Source organism: Pseudomonas viciae, assembly GCF_004786035.1.
GTDB classification, from domain to species: domain Bacteria; phylum Pseudomonadota; class Gammaproteobacteria; order Pseudomonadales; family Pseudomonadaceae; genus Aquipseudomonas; species Aquipseudomonas viciae.
The window spans coordinates 2,480,172-2,495,472 of record NZ_CP035088.1; the positions used below are offsets into that span (position 1 = coordinate 2,480,172).

Genomic DNA, 15,301 nt, shown 5'->3' on the forward strand with positions numbered 1-15,301 from the left:
CTGACGGAAAACTGAATATTGGACGTAAATTCTTCATTAGCCAGGAGGCTAACATTATGTCTGCACAACCCCTCACACACGTGCTTATAGACACCGACGTCGATTTCGACGACTTCATGGCCATCTCGTATTTGCTAAAGCATCATGCGGTCAAGGTCGAAGGCATCACAGTGACGGGGGTGGGCGCTGTTCACTTGAGTCACGGCGTTGAAAACATCAGTAACTTCCTCACGCTGTTCAATGACCCAGAGATCGAGCGCATCCCCGTTGCCGCTGGTTTTCAGCGCCCCATGGTGTACAGCAATACCTTTCCCTTTGAAACGCGCCAGGCAGCGGATCAACATTACGACGCTGCGTTTCCACGGAAAAACCTCAATCCCACGCGAACCGATGCGGTCGCTTTCCTAAGGGAAACACTGAAAAATGCCGATCACACATTCACCGTATTGATGATAGGCGGGGGCACGACCTGGGGGCATTTGTTCCAGCAAGCTCAAACCGACGCCGCATTACAAGATTTGTTGCGCAGCAAAGTAGACCGCATCGTTATGATGGGGGGCAATTTGTTGCCGCAATACGTCCAGCCCGGAGCGCCTGGCAATATTATTGACGCCTTGGGCGACACTCCCTACTACACCAATAAAGTGGCCGAATGGAACATCTTCCTGGATCCGCTCTCTGCCCAATATGTCTTTAATAGCGGGATCCCAGTGCAATTGGTTGCGCTAAACGCCTGTAACCAGATCCTCATTACGCAGGATTTCCTGCGACAACTCTCCCGTATTACCAACCCGGTTGCTCAATTCCTCACACAGGTGCTGCAAAGCTCGACCATAGCGCCCGGTATCGGCAACTATCTGTATTTTTGGGACCCCTTGGCGGCCATCGCGATAACCGATCCTCAGCTTATCCAATTTACCCGCTATAGCCTGCTGGTAGAGCAAGAGCTGAACGAAGAACAGGATACGAGCGGGAAGTTGATTCCGGATAACGCTGGCGCTCCAGTCGACGTTGCCGTGGGAACCGGCCCCGGTTTCGTCAAGGCTCTTTATCTGAACACCATCGCAGGGAACTCGACCAAAGCCACGGCTGAAAACATGGCCAACATTACGGAGGTAACGCCAGATGAATAGAGTGCTCTCTATTGTTGCAACCGGCCGGGTCTCCCAGGGAGATTTTACCTAGCAACGCAGACGTCAAAAGGGCCCAGGCGTTCTCATACAGCCTGGGCCCATTGTCGACGAGGAAATCGCCATGCACCCTGGCGTCGACGCTCGACAACCCCTATACGTTGCCTTTAACGAAGTGCTATCCGATTAGTTCTTGAGCTTGTTTTGGTTGTCGCTGATCCAGAACATGAACCATCAGGCAGGCATACAGCGACACGAGGATAAACAGTCCCATGCGCACGGCAAACGCCGTGTAGACGTCCTTGCCCGCAATACTGTCCTGAACCGACTGGCCCAGCAGGATAATCAGCGTGATCAGGCTGTTGAGCCAGAACCCCGGGCTCAACCGTGTAGGGCTTAGTGCATATAGCTTGCGCGCGAGTGCGAGACCGAACAGCAGCATCCAAAGGAAGAACATCCATAGGTGTACAAAGAGGCTGAGTGCACACCAGAAAAGCACGGCCAGCAGGCCGCCTAACAAGGTAGAGCCAATCAATTCTCGAGCGGCATTGCGCGTCGTCGTTGTGGAGCTCTGCTGACCCAGGCTGACCGCTTTCAAGACAATGGGTAGGTAACTGGCCGGATCGATCAGGGCCACCAGAAACGTCGGCAATACAATCAGCGCCGCACGCAACGCAACCCTGTCGACTTCTTCCGCTCGCAGGGCCGGGGCCGCGGGTGGTGCCGGCGTATTGGCTGGCTCGGGAAACAGCCAGTGACTTAACGCGAGCACGATGACGGCGAGGATCAAGCCTTTGACTAATGCACCGATGATCATCATCGCCAAGTCAAAATCGGCGAAGCCAGCTGAGGAGATCATGGTCAGGCCGATCACCAGAAACGTGACGATCAGGTTATTGCCGCCACGCAAGCCAAATCGAAAAACCAGGAACAGGCTGACGCTGATCAGGAGAATGCCGCTGACCGGGTAGTAGCGCAGGATCGGGATAAGCAATAGGCCTACACCGGTGGTCAACATCGCTGCCAGTGCAAGTGTCAGTCCGGCCTTGAGTTGCAACGGCCGATTGAGGGTCGCGAGCAGTAGTACCGCAAACACGGGCGCGATAAAGGGAATCGGCAAGGCCATCGCGAAGCTGGCGGCAAGGCACAGCGCGGTGCCTGTAGCCAGGCGTAACGCCCGCTGAGTCCTTGGCATCCGCTTAGTAGGCATAAGACAGCCAACTCATCAGCCTCAGAAATAAGCGGCCCAGTGGATTCAGCGGGTTGCCTTGAGAGGGGAAAGCCATGACCTCGGCTTGGCCACCGGCACGCATCGTGCGACTGTCACGCAGCCTGGCCATGGAGTCCTCGGAAAATTCGATGATCACCGGAAAACGCTGTGCTGGACGAAGCCAGTCCCGGCTGTTCTGCACTGTTGGCAAGGTCCCGGGGGGTGGCGTTTGACCCACGCTGACGCCGTAGCCGACACTGCGTACGCGCCCGTCGAACACTTCGCCTGGCACTGCATCCAGGACGATCGCAACCGGTGTGTCGGGCTTGACCAGGCCGAGGTTGTTTTCGGTCATGTCTGCGCTGATCCACACATCGTGGATGGCGATCAGGGTCATGACAGGGCTGCCGACGGCTGCGAACTGCCCAGCGTCGGTGCGTAGATCGGTGATCAAACCTGCCGAGCGTGCGCGAACCTGTGTATTAGCCTGATCGAGTTCAGCTTTCGACAACGCGGTGGCAGCGCTGAGCAGCAAGGCGTTGTTTTGCGCACTGCCACCTTCCTGCTCGCGCGCGCGCTGGACTTCGGCACGGGCGGCGGCGACCTGGCTGACCGCTTGTTTGTAGTTGGCGCGAGATACTTCGAGCAGGCGTACGGAAATGGTGCCGGGGTCTTCGCGGTACAAGCCCTCGAGGCGCTGGTTATCCTGCTGCGCCTTGAGTTCATTCGCCTGGGCCGCTTGCAAATTGGCTTGTGCCGCGGCGATGCCGGCGGTGCTGGCACCGATCTGTCGACGGGTGGACTCAAGATCTGCACGCGCACGGTCGACGGTAATCTGATAGGGCTGAGGATCCACTTCGAACAGCACGTCTCCCGCCTTGACTTCTTGATTGTTACGCACGTTGACGCGGATGACTCGACCAGCCACTTCCGCAGCTACCGGAATCACAAACGCTCCTACTCGAGCCTGTTGCGTATAAGGCGTAATGCGGTCAGCCAACAAGTACCAGACCAGACTCAGTGTGATTAAAATCAGTACCCACTTGATGCCTTTTGACGCTGGATCAGCGGGCGGTTCTGGCGCCTTGGGAGAAGAGGCATCAGGGGAGGGCTGCGCGGCTTCACTCATGATTGTTTTCCTTTTTGGGTCCCGCTGCCGAGGGCTCATCCAGCCATTTGCCCCAGTCTGTGCGCGCTTCCATTTGCTGGCGGGTGGCCGGGTCAACTTTCGGTAGGGCGCTGTGCCAACCACCGCCCAGCGCTTTGTATAGGGCAATCAAATTGCTGACAGCATCGCTTCGGCTGACCAGGTAATTGTCCTGTTGCTCCAGCAGTGCGCGTTGCGAGTCAAGCACCCGCTGGAAGTCCGAATACCCTTCACGATACTGGGCGCTGGCCAGCACCAATGAACGCCTGGCGGCGACTTCGGCCTCACGCAGGATTGCTTCGCGCTCCAGGGACTTGATCAGTCCATTGGCTGCGTCATCTGCCTCGCGTGCAGCTTGGCGCACCCTTTCGCGGTAAGCTTCGATCAGTTGCTGCAACCGCGCATCCTGCACGCGTACGTTGTTACTGATCTGGCCATGGTCGAACAGATTCCAGCGCAGACTCGGGCCACCGATCAGGTCCAGACTCCTGGGCGTGCCATTGAGCGTGTCAGTCGTCCAAGCGATGCTGCCCAGCAAGGTCAGCGATGGATAGAAATCGGCTTCGGCCACGCCGATCAGGGCCGATTGGGCCGCGACATTGAGTTCAGCGGCGCGCACGTCGGGCCTACGCAGCAGCAGATTAGCCGGTACATCCTGCAGCACCGTCCGGTCCACCAGCGGGATCAATCCTTCATTTTCCACCAGCTGCGGTAGTGTGCCGGGCGGTCGTCCAATCAATACCGCCAACGAATTACGGGTACGCAGAACCTGATCTTCGAAGTTGGGGATGGTACTGAGGGTGCCCAGGTATTGGGTTTTGGCTTGTTGCAGGTCGAGTTCTGCACTCTGGCCGCTCTTGAACAGCTTTTCGGTGATCTCGAAGTTACGCTTTTGCTGTTTGGCGTTTTCCTTGGCAACGCGCAAACGTGCTTCGGTGGTACGCAGCGAAAAGTAAGTACTCGCCAGTTGGGCGCGTAGCAGAACCAGCCCGTCTTCGTAATTGGCCTGGGCGGCGAAGTAACTGGCATCGGATGATTCAATGGCGCGACTGAAGCGTCCCCAGAAGTCCAGTTCCCAGCCGATGTCGAACCCCGCACCGTATTGCCAGAAATGGCTGTTCTGCGGATTACTCCCGCCGGATTGCTTACGGTTGAAGTACAGACTGTCGGCGCTGGCTTGCTGCAGTTGTGGGTAACGCCCGCTTTGGGCGATCCCCAACTGGGCCCGAGCCTCAATCACCCGCAGACCGGCAACTTTAAGGTCTGAATTGTTGGCATCCGCCTCGGCAATCAGACGGTTGAGGACCGGATCGTCGAAAACTTGCCACCATTGACGAAAGTCCGGGGTCCGGCTGCGTTGACTGACGTGCTCAAGGGCAGGGGTGGTCCAGTGTCCTGGCCACGCTTCCCTGGGTGACTGAAAGTCTGGCCCCAGGCGCACGCAGCCACTTAAGCCGAGCACTCCAAACACCAGCAGTTGGCCCGATCGCGTCAGAGGCATGCGTTTTTCCCGGTCAAGGAAGATTACAGGAGCATAGACGCCCTGATCGTCCGCAGACTGCTACGCTTTTCAAGCATCTTCACATCTGAAACGACCAAGCCAAAAGGTACGACAGCCATGAACTCCCCCCATACCGCTAAATGGCGCTTCAAACTGGGTATAGCCATTATTTGTCTTATGCTCGGCTCTTGGCTCATGGTGCCGGTCGCGGCTGCGCTTGAAGTGCCTGGTTCGAAGATCGCGGCGCTGAGTGGGGTCCTATTTATCAGCAACAAAATCCTGCTGATTCTCGTCATCGCTGTAATGGGTAAGGCAGGCTTCCAGCAGTTGAAGCGCAGCGTGTTCGGTTACGTGTCCGGGCTTGTGCCTTCTATGGACAATGAAGTTGGTCCGGTTCGTCATCGAATCGGCATCGTAATGTTCTGCTTGCCGTTGATCTCAGCATTCCTCGAACCTTACGTCGATACTTTCTGGCCAGGTCTCAGACCGAACCTCTGGCAGGCTCAGGTGTTGGGTGACGCCATGCTGATTGGCAGCTTTTTTGTACTCGGGGGGAATTTTTGGGAGAAGGTACACGCGTTATTTGTTCGAACTGCACGTGTCTCAGATTCAAGTACGGTTTGAGTCTACGATAGAACGACTGTTTGCGTGCCGGAGAAAGAAGGTTGATTGGTACCGCGTCCCACCCAATGCCTTTTCGAGATATCACTGACTGCTGTACGGGCTGGATCCGGACGCAGAGTATGAATCCAACCCCTTTGAACTGGAGCAACTGCGAACTCAGCCCGGCTTCCCCGCAATGGGATTATTGCCGATCGGTCGCGACGGCGGCGCGAGCCTATTGCTGCTGGACCTGCGGGAAGGCCGTCAGGACGTGGGCGCGATGGTTGCGGGCTTACCTGCATGGGGCGGCCACCGCCATCTGACGCCTCCAACTATTGCGCAACCGCAAAACCATACGTCTGCTCCTGCAGACTCGTTTTGATCAACTCGGCCAGTTGTTTAACGGCGGGCGTCGGGTCTTCTTCACTGCTGTGAAGCACATAGCCGAGGCTTGGTACGGGCGGTAAGCCGGAAATGACGGTGAGATGACTCGGCAGCCCAATGCGAGTTCGCAGAGTCAGGCCCAAGCCAGCGGCAACGGCCGCCCAGATGCCAGCGACGCTGGGGCTGGTCAGGGCGATTCGCCAGGGAACTTGCGCGGCATCCAGCGCCTGTGTGGCAGTGCTACGCAACACGCAAGGCGCGTCGAACATGATCAATGGCAGCGGTGAGTCAGCAAGAGGGGTAAGTGCCAGCGTGTCACGAGCCCCGATCCAGTGCATCTGTGTTTCGCCCAGTCGCGTGGCATAGGGCGACGTCTGCCCAGTGTCCCACGTCAGGGCCAAGTCCAGGCCAGCGCTTTCGACCAGCGCAAGCAATTCGGCGTTACGCGCGATCCGGACTTCGAGAGTCACCATCGGGTAAGCCTGGACGAAGCGTCGGAGAATCTGGCTCAGTAAATGTTCCCCAAAGTCTTCCTGCAGCCCGAGGCGAATTGTCCCGGCGGTTTGGCTTTCATGCAGGGTCTGGAAAATGCCGTCGTTCAATTCCAGCAATCGACGGGCATGACTGAGCAGTGATTCACCTACGGGCGTCAAGACTAACCCTCGACCAGATTTGGTCAGTACCGGCGTGCCGATCTGTTCCTCAAGTTTCTTCAATTGAGCGCTCACGGCGGAAGTCGATCGACCGAGACGATCCGCCGCTTTGGCAAAGCTGTTGAACTCCACGCCCGTGACGAAAGTACGCAATACATCAAGATCGAAGGTCGGGCGGCGCATTGGATGGTCCACTAATTTGGGATGATCACCTCTATTAAATCTGATATTCGGAACTGTCGCGACTTGATAGTTTTCCCCTTGTCGATTTAGCCATGGGAGTCACTGGTATGCCGTTTTCACGTATTTCACTGCACCGGGGGAAATCGGCCGAGTATTTACGGGCGTTGTCCCAGGGGTTGCACGACGCCCTGGTTGATAGCTTCGAGGTGCCGAAGGCCGATCGCTTCCAGGTCATTCACCAGCATGAAGTGGGCGAGCTGATATTTGATCCCGACTACCTGGGTGGACCGCGGAGCCATGACTTTGTGCTGATTACAATTACCGCTGGCCGTCCTCGAAGCGTCGAGACGAAACAGCGTTTCTACCGTGATCTGGTCGAAAAACTGAGGCGTGCGCCAGGTCTCAACGAGGAGGATGTAATGGTGGTGATCAGCACTACGGCCAGCGATGAATGGTCGTTTGGCGGCGGCCGGGGCAACTAATCTTCGGGTCTGTGCCGCGTGTGAAGAATCGCGCTGCAGGCCCACTCGGCCACCACTTTTCCATTTACACCGCCTCGGCCGGAAGCTGAGCCGGCCGATCGGCAGACACGGTGCACACGACGGTGTCCGCCTGAGCGCTAGGCCTTCGCGCCATGCATAATTATCCGGCCATCGTATCCACAGCTGATCCAGCCACCGGTCCTGGTGGGAAGAACATCGGTTGCAAAATTTTCGTGCGCCCCGATGACAGCCCCTTGCCGTGACGGCAGGTCCCACCGGCTTACGAACCCATCCTCGCCGCATGTCAGCAGCACGTGTCGGGCCTCGAATCGCACGCGCCGGACCGGCCCGTCGTGGGCCGCAAGGCAGTCCAGGTGCTCCAGCATCGGGTCGGTCGCTAACAGGTGCACCCTGCCGTCAAGGTCGCCAGCGGCCAAGATGACGCTGCCATCGGCGTCAATCCAGCTCGCGAGCGTCCTCAGGGGGCGGCCCAGATCGATCACTTGCGCACAGTCCCGCACCGCGGGCCGCCACAGCCTGACCGTTCCATCCTCCGATGCGGTGGCGAAACCGCCGTGGCTCAAAGGTGCGATCGCCCAGATCCAGCAGGCATGGGCCTGGCGCCTGTCCGCGGCGCCCGTCGCCAGGTTCCAGACCGTCACGCGACCGTCGGCGGCCCCGGTCACGAGTCGGCCACAGTCGAGCCGTACACAGGACAGCACGGCCGAATCCGACGTGCCGACCAGCGTTGATTTCCCGGTCGCCAAGGACCAGCGCCGGATCGTGCGGTCCCGCGAATGCGACACAAGCTCACCAGGCGCAGATTCCACCAGGCCCAGGACGGACTGGGTGTGTCCATCGAGCTGGCCAAAACACTTGCCCTCGTGGTCCCAAAGCCGGATGGTTGCGTCGCGCCCAGCGCTTGCAAAGCCCATGTCGCCAAGGCTGGCAAGCGCCCATATGTATCCGTTGTGGTCCGGTTGGAAGGGGGCGTCGACCTGCGGGGGATGCTGCGGCTCGTACATCAGATCACTGCGCATGACGTATTTTTGGCCAGAGTCCACCAGGGCGCCGGCGTGCCAGAGCGAGTGGTCGAACACGATCAGGCTGCCCTCGCGGGGACGCAGACGGAGCGTGGCATCCCGGTTCGACATGGCTGCGGACCTCCCCTCAAAAAACACCGTCTCCCCGCCGCTAAATGCATCGTCGTTCAGATAGACCATGAAGGTCAGGCGCGACTGTGTGCGCTGGTGATGGTGTACACCGTCCTGATGGGCGCGGAACTGAGTGCCGGGCCGGTAGCGGCAAAAGCGCAACCGCTCATTGACGCCAACCATGCGCCAGTCGTCTTCCTTCACCACCGCGCCGAGCTCCGGCATCTGTGAGACGAAGTGCATCAGGCGTTCGAAAAGCCGCCTGGCCAGGGTTGGATCGTCCACCACGATCCGGTCATTGTCGCGGTAGGAGGGTGGGTAGTCAGGCCCTGCGCTGGCGAATCCACGCTTCTCCGCAGCCTCCACCAAGGCCGCGCACTCGCTTGCCGAGAGAAACCCGTGGACGAGGACGCACCGCACCGCGTCACCAAGCGGTAGCTCGACCGTGGCCGATGGAGCAATCGCTCCCGCCAGCAGTGTTTCAGCGAAGGAATTCATCGCGGCCTCCAAAGTTGGCTAAATGACCAATATTGGCAAAGCTAGGGTGTAGCGAGACCTCTGTCAATGCTAAGCTGGTTGTGTAACCAACATTGGGGAGTGACATGGCACGACGCTCGAATACCGATGAAAGACGCAGCCAGATCGTAGCGGCACTCCAGGCCGTCATGGCAAGGGCCGGTTACGCCGGCGCAACCATAGCGGCCATCGCCCGGCATGCAGGGCTCGCCCCGGGCCTGGTGCACTATCACTTCAAGGACAAGCGCGAGATCTTGGTGGCACTGGTCGATTCGCTGGCCGACTACGCCCATCAGCGTTATGCGTCCCGGGCCGCCGCGGCCCAAACGGCCGGGCAAAAGCTCGAGGCCTACATTACAGCCCACCTTGCCTACGGCCCGGACGCGCAGCCCGATGCGGTCGCGGCGTGGGTGATGATCGGCGAGCAGTCGGCGCACGACCCTGACGTGCGCGAGGTCTATCAGGCGGCGCTAGCGGCGCAGATGAAGCTCCTGAAAGGCCTGCTCCGGCAGCGATTCGCCGAATGCGGACGTCGCGCCCGGCGGCTCGACTCCTTCGTGGCTGGCGTCACATGCTTCATCCAGGGCGCGTTCACCCTGTCCACCACGGCGCGGCCGCTGCTGCCGACGGCCTTCGCCGCACCGACACTGATCGCCTGGGTGGAACGCTACATTGAGGCGGAGGAGGAGCGATGACGGGCCAGTCAGACGGGAGCGGCCGATTCCCGGCTAGCGCAAACGGCGACCTCGAGGTGCCTGATGGCGTGGGTTTCGCCGCCTGGGCGCGCGTCTGGGCGGAGCTTGGCGTCAGCTGTGCGTCGCGCGAGACGTACGAAGAACTCATTCGACGCTACTGCGAGCCGCACCGTGCGTATCACAACCGCCAGCATTTAGAGGAATGCCTCCAGGTGCGCCGATTCGTCAACGCTGCCTGCCAGGCTCCCGCCGAAGTCGATCTCGCGCTATGGTTCCATGACGCGATCTACGAGCCCCTTCGCAGCGACAACGAGTTGCGCAGTGCGCAATGGTTGGACGACGTGGCACGCAATAGCGGCCTCGGCGATGAAACACGACGCAGGCTTTACGACCTGGTCATGGTGACGCGACACGACGGCGCTCCGGCGTCGGCAGACGAAGCGGTGTTGGTGGACACGGATCTGGCGATCCTTGGGGCATCGTTCGAGCGATTCGAGGAATACGACCAACAAGTCCGCCGCGAGTACCAGTATGTGCCTCAGTTTGTGTACCGCCGAAAGCGGCGCCAGGTACTGGAGGGCTTCCTGGCGCGCGGGCGCATCTATACGACCGCACCGTACTTCGACGCATTCGAGCAGCAGGCACGCGTAAATCTTGCACGCGCCATCGATCGCCTCGACTGAGGGGCGGATTCAAGCGGCGAAGGGATATTCTCCTTTGCCGGTGCTTGGCCACGATAACGGGCCTCAAGACCATCGCGAACTTCCGAAAAGACAACAGCAAGGCCATCCGAGATGCCTGTCACGGCAGCCTTTCTCGTTACTGCTCAAGCATCAAGCTACGCCAAAGGATCACCGGCTTTTCTACCGGCGCATCTTCCGGTTCCAGCTGCTCTTGTATGGGCCCGTTGTGCGGTGGCGGCTCCTCGGGTTCGGGCGTTGGAGTCTGATACGGGTCGGCATGCTCGTTATCTACTGACATCTTTTGTGGTGCGCTTATTGGATTGTTATGGTGACTTTGCCTTTTGACCTGCCCTGCTCGACGTATCGCAACGCCTCTGCGGTCGATACAAAAGGGAAGGAGCGATCGATGACCGGTTTGATGACGCCAGCCTCGATAAGCGAGGTGATTTTTTGCAGTTGCACTCCGTTGGCACGCATAAACAAAAATGCATAGCTCACCCCATGTTTGCGGGCTTTTCTGCGAATACCGCTGCTCAGCAGGCGCATGACTTGCCCCAGTACCCAGGACAAGCCTTGCTCTTGGGCAAACTGCGCGGTCGGCGGCCCTGAAAGGGAAATGAGCAGTCCGCCGGGCTTGAGAACCTTGATCGATTTCTCCAGTACATCGGCGCCGAGGCTGTTCAACACCACGTCGTAGTCACGTAACTCGTTGGCAAAATCCTGCTGTTTGTAATCGATGACCACATCCGCCCCGAGTGCTTTCACCCATTCGACATTCGCCGTGCTGGTGGTGGTCGCAACGAAGGCGCCGAGGTGTTTGGCGAGCTGGATGGCCAGCGTGCCGACTCCGCCGGATCCGGCATGAATTAACACCTTCTGGCCTTTTTTCACCTGGGCGGTCTCAACCAGCGCCTGCCAGGCCGTCAAGACGGCCAAGGGGATGGACGCCGCTTCGGCCATATCGAGATTCGAAGGTTTCAGCGCGAGCGCGTTTTCGTCCACGGCGATCAGTTCAGCAAACGTCCCGATCCGTGCCTCGGGGGGGCGGGCGTAGACTTCGTCTCCTGGCTTGAATCGCTTCACCGCCGAACCCGTGCGAACCACCACTCCGGCCAGGTCATTGCCCAATACCAATGGAAACGTATAGGGCAGGATCAGTTTGAATTCTCCTGTTCTGATCTTCGAGTCCAACGGATTCACGCTCGTTGCATGCACCTGGATCAGAACGTCATGCACACCGACCGCGGGGTCGGGCACTTCGCCAATCACTCCGTTCTGCTTGCCGTAGCGGTCGATAAAAAATGCCTTCATGTTGCAGTTGCTCTTGTCGGTGGAATGAGAAAGGGCGAGGCCGGCCTGCTCGACCTGGGTCAGCCTTGAGTCAAATAGCGTTGGGCCACGGCGGACTGCCTGATCTGCGACAAAAGCCCCTGACGCGCGGTTTGCAGGGCATCCCAACGCTCGCCTTCATGCAGCGGAGGAATGGTCACCGGTTCGCGACGGTCGAAGCCCACCAGTGCGGCATCGACCAGATCACCCACTTCCATGATGTCGCTCAAGGTGTTGATGTCGATACCGGCGCGATCCCAGATCTCCGTGCGAGTGGCGGCGGGCAGTACGGCTTGCACGTAAACACCCAGGGGCGAAAGTTCCAGGCTCAGGCCTTGGGACAGGAACAGCACAAACGCCTTGGTCGCCCCATAGACCGACATGCCGAACTCAGGTGCCAGACCCACCACCGAACCGATGTTGATGATCGCGCCTTCACCTGCTTTGGCCAGGCGAGGCGCAATGGCGCTGGCGAGCCGCACCAGTGCGGTGGTGTTAAGGGCCACCAGCTGCGCAACGCTGTCGGTGCTTTGCTCGATGAAGTTGCCAGACTGTGCGGCGCCGGCATTGTTGACGAGGATGCCGATGCGCGCGTCATCCCGCAGACGCGTTTCGACGGTGTACAGGTCGCTGAGTTGAGTCAGGTCGGCCTGAAGCACTTCAACGGCGACGTTGTGCTCGCCACGCAACTTCGCGGCGAGCGTTTCCAGGCGCGAGTGGTCGCGGGCGACCAACACCAGATCATGTCCACGTTGGGCGAAACGCTCGGCGTAGACTGCGCCGATGCCGGTGGACGCGCCAGTGATGAGAACGGTAGGGCGAGTAGTCATGATGTCAGCTCTTTTTCGGAAAGATGAATGGGGATTGATGCACGAATAAACCAGGCTCGATCAACCAGTGCCTAGTTCGCGGCAGCGCTTGATTCGGCAAGCGTCGGGTAGTCGATGTATCCCGCCGCGCCGCCGCCGTAGAGCGTGGAAGGGTCAAAGGCGGACAGTGGCGCGCCGGCCTTGAGCCGCTCCACCAGATCAGGGTTGCCGATAAACGGGCGGCCAAAGGCGATCAGGTCGGCCTTGTCTTGCGCAAGGCGTGCCGTGGCCAGGTCCAGGTCATAACCGTTGTTGGCGATGTACGTGTTCTTGAAGCGTTGGCGCAAGGCATCGAAATCAAAGGGCGCCACGTCGCGTGGGCCACCGGTCGCACCTTCGACGACGTGCAGATAAACGATGTCCAGAGCATTGAGTTGGTCGACGATGTAATCGAACTGAGCCTGTGGATCACTGCTCGATACACCATTGGCCGGCGAGACTGGCGAAAGGCGAAGGCCCGTGCGATCAGCACCAATCTCGGCGACCACCGCAGCCGTCACCTCCAGCAGCAGGCGCGCACGGTTTGCGATCGAGCCGCCGTAGGCATCAGTACGCAGGTTGGCGCCGTCCTTGATGAACTGATCCAGCAAATAGCCGTTTGCACCGTGGATTTCCACGCCGTCGAAGCCGGCGGCAATGGCGTTTGCCGCCGCCTGGCGGAAATCGTTGACGATGCCCGGCAGTTCGTCAGTCTCCAGCGCTCGCGGCTCGGAAACGTCCTCGAAGCGATTGTTGACGAACACCTTGGTCGCGGGACGAAGTGCGGACGGGGCTACCGGCGCCGCGCCTTGGGGCTGCAGATCCACGTGGGAAACACGGCCCACATGCCACAGCTGCAGGAAAATTTTCCCGCCCTTGACGTGCACGGCATCGGTCACCTTGCGCCATCCCTCTATCTGCGGCTGCGTGTAAATGCCCGGGGTGTCCTGATAGCCCTGGCCCTGCTGCGAGATCTGCGTGGCTTCGCAAATCAGCAAGCCCGCGCTGGCCCGCTGGCTGTAGTAAGCAGCAGCAAACTCACTCGGCACAAAGCCTTTGCCGGCGCGATTACGCGTCAGGGGAGCGAGAACCACGCGGTTCGACAACGTCAGGGCGCCAAGGGTGTAAGGGGTAAACAGATTCAGATCGCTCATGGAGGGTGTTCCGTGTCCGTTGGTAATGGGTCAGATCGTTGGTGATTAGGATGATGATCGAAATCTAAGCTGTCAACGGTTTTGATTATGATCGACATCCATGTATCATCGACCAATGAATTTCCAGCGGTAGCGAGGTATCGAAACATGCGAGTGTCCAAGGCTCAGGCCCAGGCAAATCGGGAGCACATCGTCGAAACCGCCTCAGTCGTGTTTCGCGAGCGCGGTTTTGATGGGGTCGGCGTGGCCGACCTGATGGCCGCCGCCGGTTTCACCCATGGCGGTTTCTACAAACATTTCGGTTCGAAGGCTGACCTGATGGCCGAAGCCGCGACGAAAAGCCTTGAGCAGTCACTGATCGGCGCCGAAGCATTGAGCGTGAAGGACTTCATTGATGTGTATGTGTCACGGGACCATCGCGACGGGCGCGCCACGGGCTGCACCATGGCCGCGTTGTGCGGTGACGCGGCACGTCAGTCGGGCGATTTGAAGTCGGCCTTCGCTGAAGGCATCGAGCGCATGTTGCAAACCCTCGGCGAAAAATACCCGACCGGGCCGGAGGCGGCGCCGGGTGAGGCGAGGGTGAAAATGATCGACCTGCTGGCGCGCGCGGTCGGCGCGATCATGCTCTCGCGCTCCTGTCCGGACGACTTGGCGCTGGCCGATGAAATTCTGGCGGTGTGTCACGCGCAAATGACCGCATCACTGTCTATTCGATCGTAGATTCAGTTGTAGAGGGGGGGACGGATGTCGCAGGAATGCCCGCTTTCCCGAAGCCAGAATCCAACGGCTCGAAGCGTTCACTCGTATCCATACGAACATTACGCAGGCCCACGGTTTCCAGGTGTGATGCGTATAGCGGTTCCGAAAAATAGCCGATCAGAATCGAGCGCCGTCGCGCGCCGATCAAGTTCAGACTGCCCGCATGCACCAAGTCCACATCGAACACCAGGATGTCACCGGCGCGGCCTGAAAGCTGTACGGAGCGTGACTCGTTGGTGAAGTCGAATGGCTGCTCGCCCGGCTCGGGGCGATGGCTGCCGGGGACGATACGTGTCGCACCGTTCTCGGGGCCATAATCGTCGAAAAAAGCCAGGGCCATGGCGATGTCGCCTGGCCGTTGGGCCGACAAATCGCGGTGCAACTGTTGATGGCCGCCACCGGCAAGAGGTTCGCGCCCCTCCACCTGAGACAGAAAGAACCGCTCCCCGATCAATTCACCCGCCACCGCCAGCACCTGGGGCAGGCGACACACAGCTTGGACTTTCGCATCATCGTCCAACATCGAATAACGCCAGTCCATGCCACGTGGCACCGGCCACTGATCCGACGGCCTTACACCGGCATCGAACACGGTACGCAGGTCATCAAGCCACTCGGGCGGGATCGCTCGACGGAGCAGGGCATAGCCGTCTCGATGGAGTTGCTTGCGGTCGGTCATGGCTTTCTCGACTTCCTTGTGCGGACTTTGGAACGCTAGTCTTCAAACCAATGTAGATGAAAACCAATCTGTTTCCTCACTCTGGCAAACTGATCGCTGTGCAACCTTCTGAACAGGAACCAGAATTCATCCGGCCGTCATAAAAGCCCTCGAAATCATCTCGGTCGAGCGTAACGCGCACCATCGAG

General features: G+C 59.3%; 15 protein-coding genes. 6 read left to right on the forward strand and 9 right to left on the reverse strand.

Features of this window, described 5'->3' with window-relative positions:
- The first annotated feature begins 56 nt into the window (after positions 1 to 56).
- On the forward strand, positions 57 to 1,133 hold the full coding sequence (locus EPZ47_RS11380; protein WP_135844849.1) for a nucleoside hydrolase: 1,077 nt from the start codon (positions 57 to 59) through the stop codon (positions 1,131 to 1,133).
- Positions 1,134 to 1,308: 175 nt separating this feature from the next.
- On the opposite strand, the gene EPZ47_RS11385 is transcribed toward EPZ47_RS11380, so the two are convergent.
- The 3 genes from EPZ47_RS11385 to EPZ47_RS11395 are packed head-to-tail and all read right to left on the reverse strand — an operon-like array spanning position 1,309 to position 4,988.
- The gene (locus tag EPZ47_RS11385) at positions 1,309 to 2,340 is read right to left on the reverse strand and encodes a DUF2955 domain-containing protein (protein WP_135844850.1); all 1,032 of its coding nucleotides are present in this window, start codon (positions 2,338 to 2,340) and stop codon (positions 1,309 to 1,311) included.
- Positions 2,330 to 3,469: an HlyD family secretion protein gene (locus tag EPZ47_RS11390; RefSeq protein WP_135844851.1), complete on the reverse strand. Its 1,140-nt coding sequence runs from the start codon at positions 3,467 to 3,469 to the stop codon at positions 2,330 to 2,332. Before EPZ47_RS11390 ends, EPZ47_RS11385 begins: the two co-directional genes overlap by 11 nt.
- Positions 3,462 to 4,988 carry a TolC family protein gene (locus tag EPZ47_RS11395; protein WP_135844852.1) on the reverse strand — a complete coding sequence of 509 codons (1,527 nt, stop codon included), beginning with the start codon at positions 4,986 to 4,988 and terminating at the stop codon, positions 3,462 to 3,464. The genes EPZ47_RS11390 and EPZ47_RS11395 overlap by 8 nt, the downstream gene beginning before the upstream one ends.
- A gap of 117 nt (positions 4,989 to 5,105) precedes the next feature.
- Between EPZ47_RS11395 and EPZ47_RS11400 the strand changes: the two genes are divergently transcribed.
- Positions 5,106 to 5,612, forward strand: coding sequence for a transporter suffix domain-containing protein (locus tag EPZ47_RS11400; protein WP_135844853.1), 507 nt, complete (start codon positions 5,106 to 5,108; stop codon positions 5,610 to 5,612).
- Positions 5,613 to 5,923: 311 nt separating this feature from the next.
- On the opposite strand, the gene EPZ47_RS11410 is transcribed toward EPZ47_RS11400, so the two are convergent.
- Positions 5,924 to 6,811, reverse strand: coding sequence for a LysR substrate-binding domain-containing protein (locus EPZ47_RS11410; protein WP_135844854.1), 888 nt, complete (start codon positions 6,809 to 6,811; stop codon positions 5,924 to 5,926).
- Between the two features lie 107 nt (positions 6,812 to 6,918).
- Between EPZ47_RS11410 and EPZ47_RS11415 the strand changes: the two genes are divergently transcribed.
- Entirely contained in the window at positions 6,919 to 7,293 is a 375-nt protein-coding gene (locus tag EPZ47_RS11415; protein WP_135844855.1) for a tautomerase family protein, read from the forward strand.
- Positions 7,294 to 7,430: 137 nt separating this feature from the next.
- Here the strand turns inward: EPZ47_RS11415 and EPZ47_RS11420 are convergent, their stop codons facing one another.
- Positions 7,431 to 8,945 carry a 2OG-Fe(II) oxygenase gene (locus tag EPZ47_RS11420; protein WP_135844856.1) on the reverse strand — a complete coding sequence of 505 codons (1,515 nt, stop codon included), beginning with the start codon at positions 8,943 to 8,945 and terminating at the stop codon, positions 7,431 to 7,433.
- A 104-nt stretch (positions 8,946 to 9,049) separates the two neighbouring features.
- On the opposite strand from EPZ47_RS11420, the gene EPZ47_RS11425 reads away from it, so the two are divergent.
- Positions 9,050 to 9,658 carry a TetR/AcrR family transcriptional regulator gene (locus EPZ47_RS11425; RefSeq protein ID WP_135844857.1) on the forward strand — a complete coding sequence of 203 codons (609 nt, stop codon included), beginning with the start codon at positions 9,050 to 9,052 and terminating at the stop codon, positions 9,656 to 9,658.
- A complete protein-coding gene (locus EPZ47_RS11430) occupies positions 9,655 to 10,341 on the forward strand; it encodes an HD domain-containing protein (protein ID WP_135844858.1) in 687 nt (228 codons plus the stop codon). Before EPZ47_RS11425 ends, EPZ47_RS11430 begins: the two co-directional genes overlap by 4 nt.
- Positions 10,342 to 10,653: 312 nt before the next feature.
- Here EPZ47_RS11430 and EPZ47_RS11435 read toward each other — a convergent pair whose 3' ends face one another.
- The 3 genes from EPZ47_RS11435 to EPZ47_RS11445 all read right to left on the reverse strand — a co-directional run bounded on the left by EPZ47_RS11435 (position 10,654) and on the right by EPZ47_RS11445 (position 13,672).
- A complete protein-coding gene (locus EPZ47_RS11435) occupies positions 10,654 to 11,652 on the reverse strand; it encodes an NADP-dependent oxidoreductase (RefSeq protein WP_135844859.1) in 999 nt (332 codons plus the stop codon).
- A 59-nt stretch (positions 11,653 to 11,711) separates the two neighbouring features.
- The gene (locus tag EPZ47_RS11440; protein WP_135844860.1) at positions 11,712 to 12,500 is read right to left on the reverse strand and encodes an SDR family NAD(P)-dependent oxidoreductase; all 789 of its coding nucleotides are present in this window, start codon (positions 12,498 to 12,500) and stop codon (positions 11,712 to 11,714) included.
- 71 nt (positions 12,501 to 12,571) lie between these two features.
- A complete protein-coding gene (locus tag EPZ47_RS11445) occupies positions 12,572 to 13,672 on the reverse strand; it encodes an alkene reductase (protein WP_135844861.1) in 1,101 nt (366 codons plus the stop codon).
- 147 nt (positions 13,673 to 13,819) lie between these two features.
- On the opposite strand from EPZ47_RS11445, the gene EPZ47_RS11450 reads away from it, so the two are divergent.
- Positions 13,820 to 14,395: a TetR/AcrR family transcriptional regulator gene (locus tag EPZ47_RS11450; protein ID WP_135844862.1), complete on the forward strand. Its 576-nt coding sequence runs from the start codon at positions 13,820 to 13,822 to the stop codon at positions 14,393 to 14,395.
- On the opposite strand, the gene EPZ47_RS11455 is transcribed toward EPZ47_RS11450, so the two are convergent.
- The gene (locus tag EPZ47_RS11455; RefSeq protein WP_135844863.1) at positions 14,382 to 15,113 is read right to left on the reverse strand and encodes a phytanoyl-CoA dioxygenase family protein; all 732 of its coding nucleotides are present in this window, start codon (positions 15,111 to 15,113) and stop codon (positions 14,382 to 14,384) included. The two genes, EPZ47_RS11450 and EPZ47_RS11455, sit on opposite strands and share 14 nt — an antisense overlap.
- Between the last annotated feature and the right edge of the window lie 188 nt (positions 15,114 to 15,301).

Bases quoted from the DNA above. Each gene is read 5' to 3' on its own strand.
- EPZ47_RS11380 (WP_135844849.1), top strand. From the start codon at position 57: ATGTCTGCACAACCCCTCACACACGTGCTTATAGACACCGACGTCGAT.
- EPZ47_RS11385 (WP_135844850.1), bottom strand. From the start codon at position 2,340: ATGCCTACTAAGCGGATGCCAAGGACTCAGCGGGCGTTACGCCTGGCT.
- EPZ47_RS11390 (WP_135844851.1), bottom strand. From the start codon at position 3,469: ATGAGTGAAGCCGCGCAGCCCTCCCCTGATGCCTCTTCTCCCAAGGCG.
- EPZ47_RS11395 (WP_135844852.1), bottom strand. From the start codon at position 4,988: ATGCCTCTGACGCGATCGGGCCAACTGCTGGTGTTTGGAGTGCTCGGC.
- EPZ47_RS11400 (WP_135844853.1), top strand. From the start codon at position 5,106: ATGAACTCCCCCCATACCGCTAAATGGCGCTTCAAACTGGGTATAGCC.
- EPZ47_RS11410 (WP_135844854.1), bottom strand. From the start codon at position 6,811: ATGCGCCGCCCGACCTTCGATCTTGATGTATTGCGTACTTTCGTCACG.
- EPZ47_RS11415 (WP_135844855.1), top strand. From the start codon at position 6,919: ATGCCGTTTTCACGTATTTCACTGCACCGGGGGAAATCGGCCGAGTAT.
- EPZ47_RS11420 (WP_135844856.1), bottom strand. From the start codon at position 8,945: ATGAATTCCTTCGCTGAAACACTGCTGGCGGGAGCGATTGCTCCATCG.
- EPZ47_RS11425 (WP_135844857.1), top strand. From the start codon at position 9,050: ATGGCACGACGCTCGAATACCGATGAAAGACGCAGCCAGATCGTAGCG.
- EPZ47_RS11430 (WP_135844858.1), top strand. From the start codon at position 9,655: ATGACGGGCCAGTCAGACGGGAGCGGCCGATTCCCGGCTAGCGCAAAC.
- EPZ47_RS11435 (WP_135844859.1), bottom strand. From the start codon at position 11,652: ATGAAGGCATTTTTTATCGACCGCTACGGCAAGCAGAACGGAGTGATT.
- EPZ47_RS11440 (WP_135844860.1), bottom strand. From the start codon at position 12,500: ATGACTACTCGCCCTACCGTTCTCATCACTGGCGCGTCCACCGGCATC.
- EPZ47_RS11445 (WP_135844861.1), bottom strand. From the start codon at position 13,672: ATGAGCGATCTGAATCTGTTTACCCCTTACACCCTTGGCGCCCTGACG.
- EPZ47_RS11450 (WP_135844862.1), top strand. From the start codon at position 13,820: ATGCGAGTGTCCAAGGCTCAGGCCCAGGCAAATCGGGAGCACATCGTC.
- EPZ47_RS11455 (WP_135844863.1), bottom strand. From the start codon at position 15,113: ATGACCGACCGCAAGCAACTCCATCGAGACGGCTATGCCCTGCTCCGT.